The 19,721-nt window shown below is 46.5% G+C and carries 18 protein-coding genes; 7 read left to right on the forward strand and 11 right to left on the reverse strand.

Translation table 11 applies throughout. The annotated features are described in order from the left end of the window. Positions 1–170: 170 nt before the first annotated feature. On the forward strand, positions 171–542 hold the full coding sequence (locus H8S84_RS05440) for a hypothetical protein (RefSeq protein WP_187066228.1): 372 nt from the start codon (positions 171–173) through the stop codon (positions 540–542). A 224-nt stretch (positions 543–766) separates the two neighbouring features. Beyond that, complete coding sequence (locus H8S84_RS20205; RefSeq protein ID WP_262890224.1) at positions 767–892, forward strand: hypothetical protein; 126 nt, start codon at positions 767–769, stop codon at positions 890–892. Positions 893–934: 42 nt separating this feature from the next. On the opposite strand, the gene H8S84_RS05445 is transcribed toward H8S84_RS20205, so the two are convergent. Continuing rightward, a complete protein-coding gene (locus H8S84_RS05445) occupies positions 935–1,126 on the reverse strand; it encodes a hypothetical protein (RefSeq protein WP_187066229.1) in 192 nt (63 codons plus the stop codon). 131 nt (positions 1,127–1,257) lie between these two features. Between H8S84_RS05445 and H8S84_RS05450 the strand changes: the two genes are divergently transcribed. Then, the gene (locus H8S84_RS05450; RefSeq protein WP_187066230.1) at positions 1,258–2,259 is read left to right on the forward strand and encodes an endonuclease/exonuclease/phosphatase family protein; all 1,002 of its coding nucleotides are present in this window, start codon (positions 1,258–1,260) and stop codon (positions 2,257–2,259) included. A gap of 319 nt (positions 2,260–2,578) precedes the next feature. On the opposite strand, the gene H8S84_RS05455 is transcribed toward H8S84_RS05450, so the two are convergent. After that, a complete protein-coding gene (locus tag H8S84_RS05455; RefSeq protein ID WP_187066231.1) occupies positions 2,579–3,403 on the reverse strand; it encodes a formate/nitrite transporter family protein in 825 nt (274 codons plus the stop codon). Positions 3,404–3,593: 190 nt separating this feature from the next. Here H8S84_RS05455 and H8S84_RS05460 point away from each other — a divergent pair, with 190 nt between their 5' ends. Continuing rightward, on the forward strand, positions 3,594–4,952 hold the full coding sequence (locus H8S84_RS05460; RefSeq protein ID WP_187066232.1) for a M24 family metallopeptidase: 1,359 nt from the start codon (positions 3,594–3,596) through the stop codon (positions 4,950–4,952). Positions 4,953–5,071: 119 nt separating this feature from the next. Here the strand turns inward: H8S84_RS05460 and H8S84_RS05465 are convergent, their stop codons facing one another. From H8S84_RS05465 to H8S84_RS05480, 4 genes are all read right to left on the reverse strand, one after another. Beyond that, on the reverse strand, positions 5,072–5,356 hold the full coding sequence (locus H8S84_RS05465) for a hypothetical protein (protein WP_187066233.1): 285 nt from the start codon (positions 5,354–5,356) through the stop codon (positions 5,072–5,074). A gap of 684 nt (positions 5,357–6,040) precedes the next feature. After that, entirely contained in the window at positions 6,041–7,177 is a 1,137-nt protein-coding gene (locus H8S84_RS05470) for a DmpA family aminopeptidase (protein ID WP_187066234.1), read from the reverse strand. A gap of 152 nt (positions 7,178–7,329) precedes the next feature. After that, on the reverse strand, positions 7,330–7,668 hold the full coding sequence (locus H8S84_RS05475) for a hypothetical protein (protein WP_187066235.1): 339 nt from the start codon (positions 7,666–7,668) through the stop codon (positions 7,330–7,332). Between the two features lie 198 nt (positions 7,669–7,866). Then, positions 7,867–8,172 carry a hypothetical protein gene (locus H8S84_RS05480; protein WP_187066236.1) on the reverse strand — a complete coding sequence of 102 codons (306 nt, stop codon included), beginning with the start codon at positions 8,170–8,172 and terminating at the stop codon, positions 7,867–7,869. A 411-nt stretch (positions 8,173–8,583) separates the two neighbouring features. On the opposite strand from H8S84_RS05480, the gene H8S84_RS05485 reads away from it, so the two are divergent. The 3 genes from H8S84_RS05485 to H8S84_RS05495 all read left to right on the forward strand — a co-directional run bounded on the left by H8S84_RS05485 (position 8,584) and on the right by H8S84_RS05495 (position 13,642). Continuing rightward, on the forward strand, positions 8,584–11,820 hold the full coding sequence (locus H8S84_RS05485; protein ID WP_187066237.1) for a T9SS type A sorting domain-containing protein: 3,237 nt from the start codon (positions 8,584–8,586) through the stop codon (positions 11,818–11,820). A 137-nt stretch (positions 11,821–11,957) separates the two neighbouring features. Further along, positions 11,958–13,124, forward strand: a complete 1,167-nt coding sequence (locus H8S84_RS05490) for a putative sensor domain DACNV-containing protein (RefSeq protein ID WP_317175425.1) — start codon at positions 11,958–11,960, stop codon at positions 13,122–13,124. Continuing rightward, positions 13,121–13,642, forward strand: coding sequence for a GreA/GreB family elongation factor (locus tag H8S84_RS05495; RefSeq protein WP_187066238.1), 522 nt, complete (start codon positions 13,121–13,123; stop codon positions 13,640–13,642). Before H8S84_RS05490 ends, H8S84_RS05495 begins: the two co-directional genes overlap by 4 nt. Positions 13,643–13,773: 131 nt before the next feature. Here H8S84_RS05495 and hemA read toward each other — a convergent pair whose 3' ends face one another. From hemA to H8S84_RS05520, 5 genes are all read right to left on the reverse strand, one after another. After that, a complete protein-coding gene (hemA, locus tag H8S84_RS05500; RefSeq protein ID WP_187066239.1) occupies positions 13,774–15,048 on the reverse strand; it encodes a glutamyl-tRNA reductase in 1,275 nt (424 codons plus the stop codon). Between the two features lie 209 nt (positions 15,049–15,257). Next, positions 15,258–16,322, reverse strand: coding sequence for a response regulator (locus H8S84_RS05505; RefSeq protein WP_187066240.1), 1,065 nt, complete (start codon positions 16,320–16,322; stop codon positions 15,258–15,260). An 83-nt stretch (positions 16,323–16,405) separates the two neighbouring features. Then, on the reverse strand, positions 16,406–17,629 hold the full coding sequence (locus H8S84_RS05510) for an ATP-binding response regulator (RefSeq protein ID WP_187066241.1): 1,224 nt from the start codon (positions 17,627–17,629) through the stop codon (positions 16,406–16,408). Between the two features lie 16 nt (positions 17,630–17,645). Continuing rightward, positions 17,646–18,092 (reverse strand): response regulator, encoded by a 447-nt coding sequence (locus H8S84_RS05515; protein ID WP_187066242.1) that lies wholly within the window; start codon positions 18,090–18,092, stop codon positions 17,646–17,648. Between the two features lie 10 nt (positions 18,093–18,102). Further along, positions 18,103–19,647 (reverse strand): PAS domain-containing sensor histidine kinase, encoded by a 1,545-nt coding sequence (locus tag H8S84_RS05520; protein ID WP_187066243.1) that lies wholly within the window; start codon positions 19,645–19,647, stop codon positions 18,103–18,105. Between the last annotated feature and the right edge of the window lie 74 nt (positions 19,648–19,721).

Consider the following 19,721-nt stretch of genomic DNA (forward strand, 5'->3'; position numbering starts at 1 on the left):
ATTAGTCAGGGCTAAGATACCACTCTAACCTGCAGGAACCATACCAACTTACGTTATAAGACCGTATCCAGGAATTTTAATTTACAACATCCTTTAAAAACCATATCTAAAACATAGTATTGGTCTAATATTTGCAGCGCCATCATTAATTACACCTAAGCAATACGTCTATGAAAAAAGCCACACTACTATTCTTTATTGCCTTCGGGCTAGGCTTCTCTGCACAGGCACAGGAGCAACAACAAAACAGTCCACAAACCCAGATCGAGCAGTCGGACCAGGCGTTTGAATACATGGCCGTTACAGTGGATTTCAAGCACCGGATTAAAGGCTGGAGCGCTTACCTGAACGATAACAAAGACCCGGACAAGCAATCTCCGGTTAATGATGCAGCGGGCAACCTCCGCTCGTTCAGTTCACCCTACGATGTGATGAATTACCTGGGCAGCCAGGGCTGGGAATTTGCTGCCTACACGCCAGACCTGAATGGTAAATTAACCTGGGAAAAGTTTCTGATGAAGCGGAAGGTAAAAAAAGCATAGGCTTATAACTACCAATAGACCTCACAGCGTGCGCGGCTCCTGCAAACGTCTGACTCTGGTACTGCTGAAAACCTCCTCCCTTACCTTGTTCCTGCTGCTTTCTTATGCTGATACATTTAAAGGAAAAAATACTTGCAGCATGATAGGCAAAGACGTCTGAACATCATAGTTACCCGCACAGGTTGCCCTGGTTGTGCTGCTGTGTTTCGCCTTAAAGCAACGCTTTGCTGGCCATAATTGTAGCCTTATTGTTCGGCATCCTGATAGTCCCGGAGTTTCTGGATATAATAGACTTAGGAGAACTGGCACATAAATTAAAGATGCTGGAGGGAGCAGTTTACCTTACATGAGTTATAGAAATTTGGCTGCGCATGAAAAGCAAAGCAAGTGTTTCAAGTGTTCTGGAATTCCTCCCGCAGGCCTTTTATATTAGCATAACAAACAGGACTGCTGTTTTCGCGCGTCTCATCTGTTTCAGCTGTCTCAGAATATAACCTAACTTTATACAAAGGCACAAGCTTTACCACTACCTTCTGAAAGGCTTTGCTTATCACCAACCGCTTGCTAAGAAACCGCTGCTTCATTGTTCTCTATACGCTATAGTATGGCTCTCATAACAGCCACACTTCTGTAAAAGGTAAAAAACCTGGCATCTGTAGTATGGCACAACACCTTCCACAACCTCTTTATACCTATAGCTGTACAAGAAGATACTATGAAGACTGCCAAGAAAGTCACCTTTTACCTCACCTTGATTTTAGGAACGCTGCTGATTTTGGCAACACTTCTCTCCCTGCTCTATAACCTGCCCTACTGGTATATTAAAATGCTCGATTTCCCGAGAGAACAGATGCTGGCAGGGCTACTTCTCTGCATAATCCTGTTTGTGCCGGTTAACAACAAATGGAATTTTTCAGCTGTGGCCTTTGCAGTTGGTTTAGTGAGTGCTATTGCCATTCAATCCACCTTCATCCTGCCTTACACTTCGCTAACCGATAAAGCTGTTGCATCTGCTAAGCCCTCGGCGCAACTGGCAGATCGTACATTTAGCATACTTATAGCCAATATTTGGATGGAGAACCGGCAAGCAAAAAGGTTCTTGCAATTAGTGCAGCAGGCAGACCCTGACCTAGTGTTGGCCATGGAGACAGATGAGTGGTGGGTAGATCAACTTAGTCCGCTCCAGCAGAAGTATACGCATGTGGTATCTTACCCACTAGATAACACTTACGGCATGGTGCTGTACTCTAAGCTTCCCTTAAAAGAAACAGACATTATGTTCCTTAAGCATGAAACAGTGCCCTCTATCCATACCAATGTGGTACTGCCCAACGGAGAAGAGTTTATACTGCACGCCATGCACCCGGTACCTCCCAAACCTAGCAAACATCCCGATAACGTAGGCGAAGAAGAAGAGGCGCTACTAAAAGTAGGCAGGATGGTAAGTCAAAGCGAAATACCCAGTGTGGTAGCCGGCGACTTTAATGATGTGGCCTGGTCGCGCACGTCTCGTATGTTCAACACGCAAAGCCAGCTCCACGATGTACGGGTGGGAAGAGGAACATACAACTCTTTCGGCGCAAACAACATTTTACTGCGCTATCCGCTTGACCATGTATATGTTTCAGAAGAGTTTCAGGTACAGGTCCTAAAGCGGCTGCCAAAGTTTGGCTCCGACCATTTTCCTATTCTTGTGAAGCTAAGCTTAGTTAAATAAGTATAGTCTTGCTGATGTCCTGGCAGGTCCGCCCGGTTTAATAACTGTTCAGCAAAGACAGCAATTTCACTTTTGAACTAACGCTGGTGCTGCAAATAGAAGCAAATATTTTGTCTCGTAAAAAGCTTTAAGGTGTACAGGCAGATGTGCGGGACTGACAGCAAATATATAACCCGAACGTTGAATGGTGATAGATATTAGAGATGTTTGTAATATATCGGAAGCCGGGAAGGACAACTACATAACCCACCTCATTTGATAAGATCGACATTGAAATACAGCAGTAAAGGACAGCTAGAAAAGAATTGCGCCGAACTGACTACCCTTCTTCTCTATCTATTCCAGCGTTTATCTGCGCAAAGTTAAGTGCAGCCACGAGAATAACTCCACCTGCTATATTGCCCAGTAGCGTAGGGATGGTATAATTCCACAACACCCTGCCCCACTCCTCTTTTTGCATGGCAACTAACGTGAAGGTTTCTATAGAGCCCGCGATTACATGGCTAAAGTGCCCGATGGCAATTACATAGGTAATCAGCACAATAACCCACACGCGTGCTGTTTTAGCATAGGGCAGTAACCAGACCATAAGCGCTATAAGCCAGCCTGCAAAAATTCCTCGCATAAAGGTAGTGTAAGCACCCGGTTCCATAGCCTTCTTCCCGATCTTCTCAAACTCAGCCAGCACATGCGACGGAAAAACAGAGGTTTCAGCAGCCACAATGGAAAACAGCCATGCTCCTGCTAAGTTAGCAAATAGTACAATACCCCAGAGCCGCATCACATTCCAGAGGGTGCTAAGGTCTCTCCGTTGAAAAAGCGGCAGTACAGGTGTTAGGGTATTTTCGGTAAAAAGCTGCTGCTTGCCAAGTATAACAATTACAAAGCCCAAACTATACCCAAAGCTCGACACCAAAACACTCCACTTTGCATCGGGCAAGTACGCCTCCAGCAACCCCTCTGCCACCATCGAAAAACCCATAGAAGACCCCGCCGCTATACCAGACCAAAACAAGCCGGCACTAGGGCGGCTAAGCTCAGACTCCGCCTCTAGCGAAATAGCGTCATGTATGTCCTTAGCTGAAGGTGATGTTTCTAAGTTCGCATCCTTCTTATGTGTATCTTCAGTGGGTTGCTCCGGCATCTGATCTTTTTTATTACTCTAACCCCTAATGCTGCATTTAGTTACAGCTCAGTTATAGCCAGACCTAAATGAAACCTTTTGTAGGTGGAAAAACTAAGCCGTAGTTGTATTAATGTTCCCGCTTGTGCAAGCCAAGTATATTTTTATCTTTGTTAAGACGAACATCATGTTATCACCCACACCATACAGAATGAAAAAATTTTTACTCCTTCTGCTACTCCCCCTGCTCACTACAGCACAAACAAAAGCACAAGAGATTCCAAACATTCTACCCCTGCGCGATAGGGCTGCCGTAGAAGACGCACTGCTGCAGGAACGCCTGGAAAAGCTCCTCCCCGGCCTGATGCGCCGTGAAGGCATTGACATGTGGGTGATTGTGGCGAGGGAGTATAACGAAGACCCTGTGGCCAAAACCATGTTGCCAGCTACCTGGCTGGCCGCACGCCGCCGTACCATTATGCTCTTCCATGACAAAGGCACGGGCAAAGGAGTAGAGAAGCTAGCCGTAGCCCGTTACGACATTGGTAACCTGATGAAAGGTGCCTGGGCACCCGAACAGGAGCCTAACCAGTGGAAGCGACTGGTGCAACTGATAGCGGAGCGCAATCCCAAAAAGATAGGCCTGAACTACTCTCCCACTTACGCTCACGCCGACGGCCTTACCAAAGCTGAATATGATAGCCTGATACACTACTTACCTGCAGCTCATAAAAAAGCGGTGGTATCGGCAGAGCGCCTGGCCGTGGACTGGCTACAAACACGTACAGAGCGGGAACTGGACATTTACGAACAGATCAGCCGCATGGGGCATAAGATTATAGCTGAAGGTTTTTCGGAGAAGGTGATACAGCCTGGTGTTACCACAACTGAAGATGTAATGTGGTGGTACCGAGAACGCATTGCTGATTTGAAGCTGGATGCCTGGTTTCACCCGACTGTGGATGTGCAACGAGCAAACCCCGGCGCCGGCGATTCTCAGCGCTCTTTCTCTCAGCGCCCTGGTGTGGAAGTGATCATGCCCGGAGACCTGCTTCACGTGGACCTGGGCATCACCTACCTTGGTCTGAACACCGATGTACAACAGCTGGCTTACGTGCTGAAGCCCGGCGAGGCCGAGGCTCCCGCTTATCTGAGAAAGGCACTAGCTACTGGCAACCGCCTGCAAGACATCCTGACTTCAAAGTTTAAAGAAGGCAAAACTGGGAACCAGGTGTTGAAGGAGGCACTGGCACAGGCGCAAAAAGAGAAGATAATAGCCAGCATTTACTCCCATCCTATCGGCTATCACGGCCACGGTGCTGGCCCAGCCATTGGCATGTGGGACATGCAACAGGGTGTGCCTGGAACAGGAGATTACCCGCTGCGCCACAACACCGCCTACGCTATTGAGCTCAATGCCAAGGTAAACCTGCCAGAGTGGAATAATAAGGAAATACGCGTGATGCTGGAGGAGCAGGCAGTGCTGACACCAAATGGGGTGCGCTACATCGACGGCCGCCAAAAAGAGCTGCTGCTGATACCGCGTGTGGCTACACATTTAAAGCAATAGCTTCGGCTATTTGTTTAACCGAAGTATACTTCACGCACGAGGCTCCTGATACACTTCAGGAGCCTCGTGTTGCTTTAAAAGCTTTTGTTTTTTTATAGTGAGTTGTAAAAGAGAGGTAACTAGTATTCACTTCTCCTTTTAGCCCGTTCTTCTAAAGCTTTAAGCTCATGCTCAGCTGCTTTTAGTCGATCTTTAGCAGCTTTCTCCCGCTGATTGGCTTCTTCTGCAAAACGCTCCGCCTCACGCAGTTCTTTTTTAAGTTGATCCACTTCCCGTTGCTGTTCCGCTACTGCAGGATCGCTGGATACGCTTCCACTTCCGCCAAATGTCGAGCAACCCATCAGCAGTGGAAAGATCAGCATAATGCAAAAAGATAAAACAGATTTATGTTTAGGTGATTTCATATTATACAATTTTAGTTCTATAGCTATATACGAACATAACATCATATACGGTTCATTACATGAAACTTACACACAAGCTAGCACTTCAGCTTTTCAGAAGCTGCACAGAACAGTGCAAAACTGACACCTATTTTTGTCTGGATTTAGTAATGAACGAGTGATTCGAAATAGGCTATTGGATAAACTAGGGTGTTCAAGCCTTACCGAGTCCAACCACCCCTGCCCCTCAAAGCTATGCTCGTTAGTTTCGAACTCGCGTTCTCACTAATCTAAGTAGGGAAATTATCTACCACATCTCCCATCATTACCCCTTTTTCATCCTATAAAAGATCTCAAAGGTAAGGAGATTTAAGCAAAAGCTACAGCGCTTAACTTAAAATTCAGTAATAGCAGAAAAGTCCCCCTTTAAAGGGAATATAGGGGGATGATTACACCTGCTGAATTCCTGTTCCAGTTGAGGCTAGAGTTCAGGCTCTTCTTGCTGATGTTTTCCCTCTTCTCCCAAAATCTTTTCAAGATGATTAGAGGATGCAACTGGTTAAACTTGGGAACGATTGTCATTCCCCTACCCCCTTCAAAGGGGGACTTGAGGTCGTTAGTGAAGCCAAAGATGTTTTTCTATTGCAGGTAACTTCAGAATGCTATTCACGGTCAGCTATCCTGCTCCTGAAAAGGTGAATATCTTTATTGTTTAAGCGCGTTATGCTTCTTCATCAGCTTTAGTACCTTATCAACAGGGAGTGCCTCTACTACTCGCTGCTCTTTACCTTGAGTAGTTTCAGCCATAAAAAGGGAGTTGATAATAGCCTCTTCGGTAGCCTCGATCACAGCCATAAACAACGGTGACATTTCGTCGTTGCGCAGCAGTGTTACGGTTTGTGTTTTAGTATCGGAAGTATAAGGTATGCGCAGGTCTGGGTTGGAAGAGAAAGCGATGACATAGTCGCCGCTGCCGTTAGAGGCAATGCCGCCTGTTTTAGCCAATCCCATCATAGCGCGCTTTGCCATACGCTCCAGGTTACGGGCATCGACGGGCGCATCGGTGGCTACCACAATCATGCAGGAACCATCAGCTTTTTCTGTTATCTGCTGCTTAAAAGAAAACTGGTTCAGCTCTTCTCCTACAGGCACGCCGTCTATTTGCAGCACACCTCCAAAATTACTCTGCACCAGCACCCCTACAGTATATCCGCCAAGGCTCGACGGTAGTTTTCGCGAAGAAGTACCAATGCCCCCTTTAAAGCCGAAACAAACTGTTCCTGTGCCTGCTCCAACATTTCCCTCGGCCACAGCGCCGTCCTTCGCCTGCCTGATGGCCTCCAGCACGTGCTCCTCTTTTACATGCCTGCCGCGTATGTCGTTCAGAAATCCGTCGTTGGTTTCGCCAACGACTGCGTTTACCGACTGCACCTGCTCATTTCCAGGCTGTTGCAAAGTATAACTTACCACTGCATTTATACCTGTGCCCACACCTAGAGTATTAGTAAGTATAATCGGTGTTTCGAGGTTGCCAAGTTCCTGCACCTGCGTGGTGCCAGCGAGTTTGCCAAACCCATTGCCTACATAAACCGCAGCAGGCACCTTGTTCTGAAACACATTGCCGCCATGTGGAAGTATGGATGTTACGCCGGTGCGGATGTTGCTGCCTTGTACCAGCGTTGTATGCCCTACCAGAACACCCTGCACATCTGTAATAGCGTTTTGCTTTCCGGTTGGCAGCACACCAATTTTCACACCGTGTTCCCGGGCTCTTTTACGGTTTTGCGCCCATGTTTGCGTTGTTACCAGCACCATCAGAAATAACAGTATTGTAAGTCTCATAACTTTGCTTTGACCGATATAAAAGTATACTATTTTTCTTAAAGGCAAAGAGAAAATGAGCGCAACTGCCTGCCTGGTAGTAGGAAAAGGTATAAAACAAAAGCAGGCAACAGTAATTTTATGCCTGTTGCCTGCTTGTTTGGTTAGTGCTATTATATAGAGTTCCTGTCGATATCTTTGCCAAGGCTTTTTATCTTCTTCATGAAATTCTCCACGGTGTCGTCGGAGTATGTGCCATAAGCGTCAGATATAGTGCCTTTGTGGCCAGTGGTTGTTTCGATTACATAAAGTATGGCCATGTCGTCGGGGTTGCTCTCGCCCTCGAAACGGTAAAAATTAACGATCCGCACCTGCTCGGGCTCAAAAATCTCTTGCCCGTTGATAGTGCACATGTTTCCGTCTTCTGTTATTTTATAGTCTTCGGTGTAGCCTTCCTTGCGAAGTTGGGCCAGTACATTTATCATCGAAGTCAATTCATCTCTGTCCTGCATATGCTTGTTCTATAGTTTTATTTACTAGGTATACGGCCACCTGCAGAAATTGAAGAAAGTGTAATAGCAAGATTACAAAACATCAATCCTAATCTGCAACTGCAACCTAGCTTCAGTTAAATTGGCAATTACTGGTTATCAAATCTATCTGGATTTATTAAACTGAAAAGAGTTTGCAAGCGGTAAGCTATAGATCATTTACCAGTTGTTGTGCATGTTTGTATTTACTTCCCGTATCTTCTGTTCGTGTTCTGCTGTGCTATCTGCTCCGCCGGAATAGTGGCTAATTGCCTGCTCATTATACTTTGCTTGTACTTTGTTCTGGTCTCCTGCTCCCTTTCCATTACCAACGCCTGGGTTTTCAGTGTGAGAGTTTGTTTTGCTAACATTACTTTCTGCCCCGTTCTTGTTTAATCCTGCTGCTCTTAGCTCACTTCTAGTTAGCGAGTATTTCCCAAAGCCAGGTTCATAAGCTTCGTTCGGTTTAAGGTTAAGGCAGGTCATAAGAGGTTTTTCTCCTCTGATACTATGGTTTTGGTTTGTTTTCTTTCGCTTCTGCATACGTCCTCCTACTATGTATGATGTTCTATTTAAAGTTTACGGATGTATAAATAATATGGAGGAATGAGTATCTCTTGATAGAATGGAACTTTGAGCTGGAAACAACTTGGACAATACAATTTAGTCAGCACCTTCATCCAGTAGGGATAGTATAAATTCTACTTAAATAAGAAGCTACGCATTAATAAGTATAATTATAGCTAAAATAATTTAAGTGCAACATAACTATCTCACTATAAGTATACTTTAGAGTTTTACAGCTGCTGCTTATACAGTTTGTGTGTATACGGCTTAGATATAATTTTAGATTATAAATCAGCTGATTTTACCCATTCAATTACCACAACCTACGCTATGGCACAAACTTTACACGCTACATCAATAAGGCAACTATGTTTCATTTTATGCAAAATTGATGCATTTCCTCCAAGAATAACCCTCAAACTACTATTCTCACTGTTTCTACTTGTACTGGCTGCCAACAGCACTTTTGCCCAGTTCAGTGAAGCGTGGGTAACGCAGCCACTTAAAAGCGGGGCTGAGTACAATGATGCATTTGATCAGGCCATCGATAACAACAATAATCTAATCACAGCAACCTTTACTGGTATATCCCATCAAAATACCCGTATTGCTCTTTTTAAATACAGCCCGAGCGGGCAAAAGATATGGAACAGAAGCTACAGCGACGGTGCCTCTATCTGGGACACACCTACAGCTGTCAAGTTAGACAAGAACGGTAACATATACTTGCTTGGTTATAGCCAGATAAATGATACGGAAGGCAACTCTTTTATCGCCAAGTTTTCTGCCTCTGGTGAGCAGGTTTGGACAAAGCCAATAGGCTATAGACGCGGGGAAGAGGGTTTTGAGGTATCCGGTAACGGAGAAGTTTATGTGATAGTAACTGAAGCCGCAGGCACTGGCTCAGAAACGCGTATCAAAAAACTGGATGCAGCCGGCAACACTGTCTGGTCTAAAGATTATATCGGCACAGATGGGAAAGGAGGTTCACCTACTGTCATGGCCTTAGACGGTAACGGTAGCCTTTATGTGGGAGGTACGCTATATGAATTTCCCGGGTATCCTACTTCACCATACTATGTGGCACGCCTGGTAAAGTATAGCACGCAGTCGGGTACCAAAACTTTTACCGGTGAGTATTCCTCGTCAAGTATACAAATCCAAAGTGACTACGAAAGAATGGACCAGGTACTTGTTGCCCCATCCGGAAATATATACCTGGTTACACAGCGCTCCGGATTGTACGTATACCAGACAATACTTTACAAGGTAACCCCGAACGGAGACTTAGACTGGGTAAAAGCCGTAGGCAACACCAATGAGTCTTCTCATATGAAGGCGGTACTAAGTGCAGATGAGCAGGTAACATTGCTTTGCTTAGAGATGAAGTACAGAGATGTGTGGGATTATTTTATAACCGCATTTAACAGCTCCGGACAGCGGCAGTATTATCACACCTACAACGAGTACATCCCCCAGACAAGCAACATACGTCGTGTGGTGCCAACTGATCTAGGGCTTTCGCCGGATGGTAGTGTGGCTGTTATTGGCTCCAGGGATTTTGTACAAAGGCCTCCGGCCTGGTATGTCAGTCCAACTGTTATTGAACCGGCCAGAGAAACTATAATTACCTATAGCACAACCGGAGAGGAGTTGTGGAAAGAAACCAGCAGTAACGAAGCAGGCGCACGCTCAACGGGACATGCCTTAGATTATATGTCTGCTTCAAGCTTTTATATAGCCGGCATACAGGTTAACGACCAGCAATTGGTTTCCGCACGGTATACCAACTGCGCAGGCTTTACTGTAAGCGCCGGCGAGAATAAAACCGTCTGCCAGGGTAGTGAGGTGAGGCTGGAAGCAAGCACTTCGTCTGCCGCCAATTCTTACTCCTGGTCGCCGGCAGCGGGCCTGAGCAGTACCTCAGTGGCCAATCCGGTGGCATCCCCTGGTCAAACCACGACCTATACTGTTACTGCTACCACTGCCGATGGCTGTACCGCCACTGCACAGGTAACCGTTACGGTTACCCCTCTACCGAATGCAAGTATAACTACCACCGGCGCTACAACAGTTTGTCAGGGAGGCAGTGTAACACTTAATGCTAATACAGAAACAGGTATAAGCGGCTACCAGTGGTTTAGAAACGGACAAGAAATAAGTGGAGCCACTGCAAGCAGTTATGCGGCAAGTATAGCCGGCGCATACACGGTTCGCACCTCAAATGGCAACTGCACGCGCACGTCATCCCCTACCGAGGTTTCTGTGATTCCGACTATAGCCAACAACAGTATCATGCAAAACCAGACCGTTTGCACCGGCACTTCTATATTTGTACTAACAGGCGAAACACCATCCGGCGGAACAGGCACTTATGTGTATCAATGGCAAAGCAGCAGCAACGGAACCGATTTTAATAATATAACCGGGGCCACGAACAAAAACTATGAGCCGGGAGTACTGCAAGCCACCACCTGGTTTAGACGCATCGTAACCTCCGGCGCCTGCTCCTCTACCAGCGAAACCACAAAGATCACCGTTAGTACAGTGCCAACCGCAAGTATAAATGTTGCTGGAGCAACCATTTTTTGCCAGGGAGGCAGTGTGCAACTTAACGCGGGTACTAGTGCAGGCATAACAGCTTACCAGTGGCTGCGAAACGGAGCGGAAATTAACGGCGCTACCTCTGCCAGTTATCTGGCAAATACAGCCGGTGCTTATACCCTACGTACCTCTAATGGCAGTTGTACCAGCACTTCTTCTGCTATCGAAATTACTGTGCAATCCACCATTTCGGATAACCTCATTTTTAGGGATCAGACCATTTGTACCGGTACCGGGGCAGCAGTTATCGTAGGTGAAACACCTAAAGGCGGAACGGGCAGCTATACTTACCAGTGGCAGCGCAGCACCAACGGAACAGATTTTACTAACATTGCCAATGCCAACAGCAAGAACTACGAACCCGGTGCAGTGCAAAGCACCACTTGGTTCAGGCGAAGCGTTGTTTCCGGCTCTTGCTCATCTACCAGCGAAGCTATAAAAGTAACAGTAAGCCCAATGCCGTCAGTTAGCATGAGCACTTTTGAGCAAACCTGCCAGTCTGCTGCAGCCTTTGCGCTAACAGGAGGCTCGCCTGCCGGAGGCACTTATACCGGTCCGGGAGTTGTAAACGGAATGTTTTACCCTGCTGAGGCCGGACCCGGTTCGCATACCATCACGTATACCTATACTTCTGCAGCCGGATGCCAGGCCAGTACCACGCAAACTATAGTGGTTGCCAACTGCTCTGTAACAAGTATAGATAAAGATGAGCTCAAGCTTCCGGTTAGCATTTATCCTAACCCTACAAACGGCAAAGTATACTTGGAGATGGAGCTGCCAACCAGCTCTGAAGTAGAACTCAGGGTGACAGATGTAAGCGGCCGTGTGATCTACAGCAAAACTTATAAGCAACAGCTTAAAGTATCAGAAACATTGCTTCTGAACAAGCAGCCAAGAGGCATGTACCTGCTGCAGGTAACGACAAAAGAAGGTACGCTGCAACGCAAAATAATCCTGAACTAAAGTATAGCCGGTGTCTGGTAGCAGCATAATTCATTAGTTATACCAGACACCGGCTTATAAATTGTGCATGCCGTTTAACACCATGGCTACAGATACAACGTAAAGACAGGTGAACATAGTTGAATGCCCGAGCCACTGTGGCTACACAAAAGAACATGCAGGCTATCCGCTCCACCACATACCAGGCAGCTCAGTTGGTTGCACACACCATCGAAGCGCATTTCTCTAAGCTGCTGGAGGCAGAAATGCAAAACCAGTCGGAAGACCTGGCACCTGAGCCACCTGCTGACCATATCGAGCTTATACTTGATACTGCCTTCTGGGCCAGCCTCAGACACGAAGAAGGTATATCACCCAAAATCTCTTTAGCCTACGTATCGCCGGAACAGCTAACCAACCCCATGGTTTTTGAGAATCGTATGCCGCTTGCCTCAGCCATACTTACTAAAATTGCCCCTGGCGTAGAACGGCCGGGCATTCACCTGGGGGTGTGGCACGAAGACAACAGCCTGTACATCTGGGGCACCACCACCTCTATACCCAGCTTATGCATGGTAGTGGATGTGTCGGAGCCGGGTTTGCTGGTGATAAAGCACCGCCGCACTGACGGGTTTGGTAAGTTTGCGAATGTGGCTGTTTTGAAAGGGGATGAAGTAAAGCTAGTTGATGAGCAGGCGGCTCATATTCCTGACTGCCCTTCTGTGCTTACTTCGTTGCTCAGGTTCAGGCCTTCTATCACATTAAACAACAACTACAATGTGCTGGTGCAATTGGCTGTGTCGATGCGTGCGCATAAACGCGGAGGCATGCTGTTAGTGGTTCCTGCCGACTCCGACTCCTGGCAGTACTCTATGGTACAACCGATGCTTTATACGGTACAGCCTGCTTTTTCTGTGCTTGCCAAGCTGGTGCGCGAAGCAGAGAATGATGAAAATAAACTGTACATACAGGAGGCCATCCGCAGAGAAGTTGATCTGATTGCAGGGCTAACTGCCATAGACGGAGCCACTGTTATAAATGACAAGTATGAGCTGCTTGCCTTTGGCACCAAAATAGGTCGCCTGCAGGGAAATGAGTCTGTAAAAGAGATTGTTATAACCGAACCAGTTGTAGGCGGAGAAGCAACCACGGCACATCCGTCAACCAACGGCGGCACCCGACACCTGGCTGCCGCACAGTTTGTGCACGACCAGCGGAACGCTTTTGCCCTTGTCGCATCACAAGACGGCCGCTTTACCATTTTTTCCTGGTCTGTTTGCGAAGAAGTAGTGCAGGCGCACCGTATAGATGCCTTATTGTTATGAGCAGAGCATTTGTAAAAGAAGACGACGCGGGACAGCCGCCGATTATACCGCCACGGGCCGCTTTGCCGCCAGGCGTTACCAACTATGTAACACCCCATGGACTGGAGCAACTGCGCACAGAGCTGACAGAACTGGAGACTGCACGAACAAAGGCAGAAGCCACCCGCGACGATGACGCAGAACGCACCCGACGCTTAACCATCCTTAACGGGCAGATTAGTGCCCTTACTCAGCGTATATCCTCTGCCAAAGTAATAGATCTACGCGAACAGCCTGCCGATGAAGTTCGTTTTGGTGCCACCGTAAGCCTCAAAACTGTAAGTGGTGGCAAATCCGGCTTTACCCGCACTTTTACAATAGTAGGTGTAGACGAGGCTTCTGTGGAAAAAGGACTGATCGCTTTTGTAGCCCCGATAGCACGCGCTGTTCAGGGATTGAAGAAAGGAGAAAAAGCCACCCTGCAACTAGGCAGAAATCAGGAAACAGTAGAGGTTACAGAGATCAAGTATGAGACTTAATCAAGTAAAGTATAACCTCAACCTGCTAAACTTTTAACGCAGTTTTATACTTAGATCAGGTACAAAAGGAAAAGCCCATACATCGTTTCCAACGTACAGGCTTCCGTCTTTCCACCTTTAATATTTTTATACTAGCTCTTCGGGCAGGTTTCCTTTTCCAGGTTAAACAGTGCTACCAGGCTTTCGCTTAATTCGGAAATGTTGCCTCTCTGGCAGGCTGCTTTCAGCTCAACGGCTGGCAGCTTTATGATCTTGTTCAGCATACTTTGCGTAACTGCCTCCACCAACTGTGCTTCCTCGGGGTTCAGCTTTTTAACGTACCGCGCTAACTCCTGCTGCCTTATCTGCTCCAAGTGGTTTTTAAACTGCTGAATGATCGGGGTAAAAGCATGGTCGTTTACCCAGGTCTGAAATTCCGCTATTGCCTCTGCCACAATCTGCTCCACCGCCGGGATAGACGCCAAGCGTAATGCTAAAGCCTCGGTTGTGCGGTTGTGGATGGCATCGATGTTATAAACGGCCACACCAGGAATGTTCTCCAGCACCACATCTATACTTCGGGGCATCGACAGGTCTAGGAAGATTCTTTCTCGGCCGGCAGCAACTGTGTTTTTAATTTTATCTTCAGAGATGAAGAAGCAATCGCCGGGCACGCTGCTTATCACCACATCCGCTTTATCCATTTCTTGCCACACATTCTCCCAGTAAGCTGTGCTTGCTCCCACTCTTTGGGCCAGCTCCACAGCTTTGTGGTGTGTTCTGTTTACAATGGTAATGTGGCTGATGCGCGACTTCTGAAAGTTCAGGCACACATCGCGTCCAATGTCACCCACCCCAATAAGCAGCACGCGTGGTTCTTCGATATGTGCCGTCAGTTCCTCCACCATCTCCACGGTGGCGTACGATACAGAGGCAGCGCCGTCGCGGAAGTTAGTGCTGTTAACTGCTTGTTTGTTTGCGTTGAAAACTGAGTGAAGCAATCGGTGCAGAAAAGATCCCACCGCATTAGACTCAATGGCCCACTGGTAAGCATTCTTGACCTGGTTTAAAATCTGCACATCTCCCACCACCTGCGACTCTAGCCCAAGTGCCACCCTGAACAGGTGCGTCATAGCCTCCTCCTGGTTATTTAGCGCTTTAAAGTATGGGCGTATCTTTTTAGTGGCAACAAAGCCTTTTTCAAGGGCAATAAGTTTTATCAGCTCATTTGTATGCTCCTTCTCAGCAACATAATACACCTCTGTGCGGTTGCAGGTAGACAGCACCATTGCCTCTGAACATGTTGTAAACTCCTTCACTTTATCCAGCAGGTTTCGGCAGCCAATCTCGTTAAGGGCTACTGCCTCTCTAACAGCTATAGGTGCGTTTTTGTAGGATAACGTTAGTGCTCTGAACTTGCCTTGCATCTTTCTTTTCAGTTTAACAGATACAAAATTCGGCAAATAAGGAGGTTAAAAACATGACTTAAGTCACTTTTGGAGATGATCTTGCGCAGGTGGGGTGGTTGGGCCACAATAGCTGTAAAACAACAACAGCCGCCTCTAATGAGACAGCTGCAGTTTATACTTATGTATCAGAAAGAATCTGTTTCAATCTGCCCCTTTAATCGATGGTTCTAGTTGCGCATTTTCCGGAGCTTTTCGCTATTGATGATGGTGATTTTACTTCCCTGGCTTTTGATCAGGTTCTCATCTTTAAAATCTGCCAGTGTACGGATGACAGTCTCTTTAGAAGCTCCTACTATACTTGCCAGATCTTCGCGGGAAATGGATACCTGTGTTGCAGCCTGATCCGGGACTCCGACATACTGCTTCTCTACAAACAGCAATGCCTCTGCCACTCTTTTTCTTACCGAGTTATAAGCCAGCTTTAACAGGCGCTCTTCCCTATCTGCCAGGTTATCAGACAATATTTTAATAAACTGGTTGGCCACTAAACGGTTGTTGTGCAATAGCAGGAAAAAGTCTTCCTTTGAAATTACATAAATCTCAGAATCCTCCATTACAGCAGCAGACTCACGGTAGGCCTTATCCTCTATCAGGTCGAGGTACCCTATAAAATCACCGGCCTTGTACAGGTTTGTAATGTACTCGCGGCCTTCCTCATTTGATTTGTAGGTTTTAACCTTACCCTTGTTTAAGAAGTACAACGCGTTAGGATAGTTTCCTTCCAGAAACAGAGTTTGTTTTTTCTTGTAATGCTGTAGCTTGTGCTTATCCGAGGTAAGTTTCTCGAGGTTCTCCTGCCCTTTAGCCTCTTGCAGAAAATCGCTAAGTCCTTCAGCGTTTTTCTGGAAGCCTGCTTTCAGGCTTTCATTCTTTTTCAAGCGCATCTCTACCGCATCCAGCAGCTCAAGGTCATCGAAGGGTTTGATTAGGTAGTCGTCGGCACCCAGGTTCATGCCTTTTCTAAAGTCCTCTTTCTCTGATTTAGCTGTCAGGAAAATGAACGGTATACTTGCCGTGGAGGTATTGCCGCTCAGCATACGCAATACACCATAACCGTCCAGTTGTGGCATCATGATATCACAGATGATCAGGTCAGGCAGTTCTCGCTTAGCAAGGTCTACACCAACTTTACCGTTCTCAGCCTCCAATATTTCGTAATTGGCCAGCGTAAGAATTTCAGATATGTTTTCACGTATCTCGTGGTTATCCTCTATCAACAATATTTTTTTCATCTGATTTCCAGTTATTGTTTATGTGTCTGGCCACAGCAGTGTATCTATTCTGCCTTAAGCCACAGTAAAGTATAAACTTAGAATTATTCTTGTGGTAACGTTACAGTAAAGGTTGTGCCCTTGTCTAGTTCGCTCTCGTAGTCCAGTTCGCCACCCATAATGTCTACATATTTTTTTACAATGTTAAGGCCAAGCCCGGTACCTTGAATATTGGTCACATTTTGTGCCCTGAAAAATGGCGTAAACAAATGCGTTTTGTCTGCATCTGGAATTCCTATCCCCTGGTCTTCCACCACAATTTTGATGGTGTTGCCATCCAGAGATGTAGTAAAGTTAATCTCCTTATATTCGGCAGAGTATTTACTTGCATTAGACAGCAGGTTAAACAGAATGTTCTTGAGTAGCTGCTTGTCCAAAAGTACGGTGCTATCATTGCGCAGGTGCTTATACTTAATCTTCTGACCAAGTTTCAAAACCCCTTGCGCCTCATCTGCCACCTCTGCTGCAAAAGCTTCCAGATCAAAAGTGGTAGGTACATTATAAATCTTTCCCTCCTCAATGCGGCTGATCGATAAAAAGTCGTTGAGGATGCTGGTAAGGTTACTCACTGCGGACTTTATGCGGTCCACGTGTTTGATGCGTTTCTCGTCGTCGTCGGCTGTTTTATACTTACTGATAAGCGATGCAGATGACAACACTGTACTCAAAGGCGTTCGGAACTCATGAGAAGCGATAGTTACAAACCTTGACTTTAGCTCGTGCAGCTCTTTCTCTTTTTGTAAGGCTTTACGCACTTCCTGCTCTGCTTCGTAAAGGCTCCTATTTGTCTGCTCCAGCTTTTTTATGGCTCTACCCAGCTCCTGCGTACGCTCTTTTACGCGCTGCTCCAGCTCAGAATTCAGGCGCTGAATAACGGCAAGACTTTTAGCGTGTTCAATACTATACCTGATTGAGCGTTCCAATTCATTCGGGCTGATCGTGCCTTTTACAAGGTAATCCATGGCTCCGGCGCGCATTGCCTTTTCGTCGGTTTCACGGTCGCTTTGCCCGGTTAAAAGTATGAATGGCGCTGAACACCCCTGGCTGATTGCTTCCTTTATCAGCTCCAGCCCATCATGTGCGCCAAGGCGGTAATCTACCAGGTAAATGCTGTGCCTACGCTCCGCAATAATCTCCAGTGCCTTGTTAAACGAGCCCGTCCATTCAAGCACATAGTTGCGCCCTGGAATATCTTCAATAATATCTCTGGTAATGATGTAATCATCCTCGTCATCGTCAACCAGCAGTATGCGGATCTTATCAGGCATGGTGTCTATAAACTATCTATAACTTAGGCAGTTCAACAATTTCAAACCAGTACTTGCTCAGGGTTTTCATTACATCTACCAGCGACGTAAAAGTTACTGGCTTAGTGATAAATGAGCTAACACCAAGGTCATAAGTCCTGAGTATGTCTTCTTCGGCCTTGGAGGTAGTAAGCACCACCACAGGTATAAGCTTCAGGCGGTCATCGGCTTTGATTTCCTTAAGTGCTTCGCGGCCATCTTTTTTGGGCATGTTCAGGTCCAGAAGTATAAGCCCCGGCGTTGGATACTCATCCGAATTAGCATATTTGCCACGGTGGTGCAGGTAATCCATCAGTTCCTCCCCGTTCTCTACAAAATGAACGCTGTTCTTGAGGCGGCTTTCTTCCAGCGCATCCCTAACCAGCATACGATCTTCTGCGTCGTCGTCGGCAATCAGTATGATTATTGATCTTTTTTCAGACATAAGATATGCGTTATTCCTCTGGATGTTTTATTGCAAGTGTGATGATAAACCGTGTGCCGATACCCGGCTGACTTTGAGCCGTAATATCGCCTCCGTGCCTGATGGCGATCTTCCGGCAAACGGCAAGGCCAATACCTGAACCTTCATACTTTTGCCCTTCAAGGCGCTGAAAGATATTGAAGATCCTGTCCAGGTATTTTTCATCAAACCCGATACCATTGTCCTCTACATACACCTCAGTTACTTCATCGCCTGGAGTGGCCGTAAGGTGTGCCTTGCGCTGAAGGTTTTTTGCGTAGATGTTGATGATCGGGCTTTCGTTTTCCTTCCTGAACTTAATCGCATTGCTCAGCAGATTCTGGAATAGCTGTCGCATTTGCGTTGGCTCAGCCTCAATCTCCGGCAGCGGTGAGCGGATGATTTTGGTATTTGTCTGCTCAATAGATACCTCCAGGTCCGATATTACGTCTGTCAGTATATCATCCAAACTTACCTTCACAAATGGCTTCGTCTTAGACGTAACCCTAGAGAAGCCCAGCAGGTCATTAATCAGGTTTTGCATTCTGGAGGCAGCATTCAACATACGGTCCACGTAATCTTTACCCTGCTCGCTCAGGTTATCATACTCTTTTGTCAGCAGCCTGTCGCCGAAGGCCTGTATTTTACGCAGCGGCTCCTGCAGGTCATGCGACGATACATAAGCGAAGTCCTGAAGTTCGCGGTTGCTTCGCTCCAGCTCGGCAGCGTAGCGGCGCAGTCTTTCTTCGGTTAGTTTCTGTCTTGTAATATCATGCACGAAGCCAGTGTATACTTTACGCTCTGACAACTGTACTTCGCTTATGCTTAGATAAAACGGAAAAATGGTACCCTCTTTTCGCATACCTGTTACCTCGCGACCAATACCGATAATGCGCTTCTCGCCTGTTACGTGATAGTGGTGCATGTAGCTGTCGTGCAGGCTGCGGTCAGGCTCGGGCATTAACGTGTTTATACTTTTGCCAAGCAGCTCCTCTGCATTATAGCCAAACAATTTAGCAGCCGAGGGATTTACCATTTCAATCATACCGCGCGTATCGATTGTGATGATACCATCCACTGCGCCCTGTATGATAGAGTTTATTTTGTTTTCGCTCTCGCGTAAAGCTGCCTCGGCTTTTTTAAGCTCAGAGATATCATGTACGATACCGGTAAAGATCTGCTTGTCGTGCAGATTCACTTCACTTATACTTAACAGGAAAGGGAAGACAGTGCCGTCCTTCTTCATACCAAGCACTTCGCGGCCTTTGCCAATAATCTGCCCCACACCTGTTCGGTGATAATTTTCTATATACCCATCATGGTTGCCACGGTCCGGCTCTGGCATTAATATCTTTACATTTTTTCCGATTATTTCTTCGGGCAAATAGCCAAATATACGCGCAGCAGCAGGGTTCACAGTTTCAATGATACCTTTGCTATCGATGGTAATGATACCGTCAATAGCAGTGTCAATGATCGCTTTTAACCTTGTGCTGTTATCAAGGCTATGTTCTTGTTTATCTACCGTATCTTTCAAACGTTCAGTAATTTTCTTAAAAATAACTACTTCGCAATTTAATTGCTAAAGAACAATCGGATATTCTCTCTTCA

Source organism: Pontibacter cellulosilyticus (assembly GCF_014306105.1).
Taxonomy (GTDB): Bacteria; Bacteroidota; Bacteroidia; order Cytophagales; family Hymenobacteraceae; genus Pontibacter; species Pontibacter cellulosilyticus.

Coding starts and splice junctions, on each gene's coding strand:
- H8S84_RS05445 (WP_187066229.1), bottom strand. CDS start 1,126: ATGAAGCAGCGGTTTCTTAGCAAGCGGTTGGTGATAAGCAAAGCCTTT.
- H8S84_RS05440 (WP_187066228.1), top strand. CDS start 171: ATGAAAAAAGCCACACTACTATTCTTTATTGCCTTCGGGCTAGGCTTC.
- H8S84_RS05455 (WP_187066231.1), bottom strand. CDS start 3,403: ATGCCGGAGCAACCCACTGAAGATACACATAAGAAGGATGCGAACTTA.
- hemA (WP_187066239.1), bottom strand. CDS start 15,048: ATGCAAGGCAAGTTCAGAGCACTAACGTTATCCTACAAAAACGCACCT.
- H8S84_RS05480 (WP_187066236.1), bottom strand. CDS start 8,172: ATGACCTGCCTTAACCTTAAACCGAACGAAGCTTATGAACCTGGCTTT.
- H8S84_RS05515 (WP_187066242.1), bottom strand. CDS start 18,092: ATGTCTGAAAAAAGATCAATAATCATACTGATTGCCGACGACGACGCA.
- H8S84_RS05475 (WP_187066235.1), bottom strand. CDS start 7,668: ATGCAGGACAGAGATGAATTGACTTCGATGATAAATGTACTGGCCCAA.
- H8S84_RS05495 (WP_187066238.1), top strand. CDS start 13,121: ATGAGCAGAGCATTTGTAAAAGAAGACGACGCGGGACAGCCGCCGATT.
- H8S84_RS05510 (WP_187066241.1), bottom strand. CDS start 17,629: ATGCCTGATAAGATCCGCATACTGCTGGTTGACGATGACGAGGATGAT.
- H8S84_RS05485 (WP_187066237.1), top strand. CDS start 8,584: ATGGCACAAACTTTACACGCTACATCAATAAGGCAACTATGTTTCATT.
- H8S84_RS05450 (WP_187066230.1), top strand. CDS start 1,258: ATGAAGACTGCCAAGAAAGTCACCTTTTACCTCACCTTGATTTTAGGA.
- H8S84_RS05505 (WP_187066240.1), bottom strand. CDS start 16,322: ATGAAAAAAATATTGTTGATAGAGGATAACCACGAGATACGTGAAAAC.
- H8S84_RS05470 (WP_187066234.1), bottom strand. CDS start 7,177: ATGAGACTTACAATACTGTTATTTCTGATGGTGCTGGTAACAACGCAA.
- H8S84_RS05460 (WP_187066232.1), top strand. CDS start 3,594: ATGAAAAAATTTTTACTCCTTCTGCTACTCCCCCTGCTCACTACAGCA.
- H8S84_RS05465 (WP_187066233.1), bottom strand. CDS start 5,356: ATGAAATCACCTAAACATAAATCTGTTTTATCTTTTTGCATTATGCTG.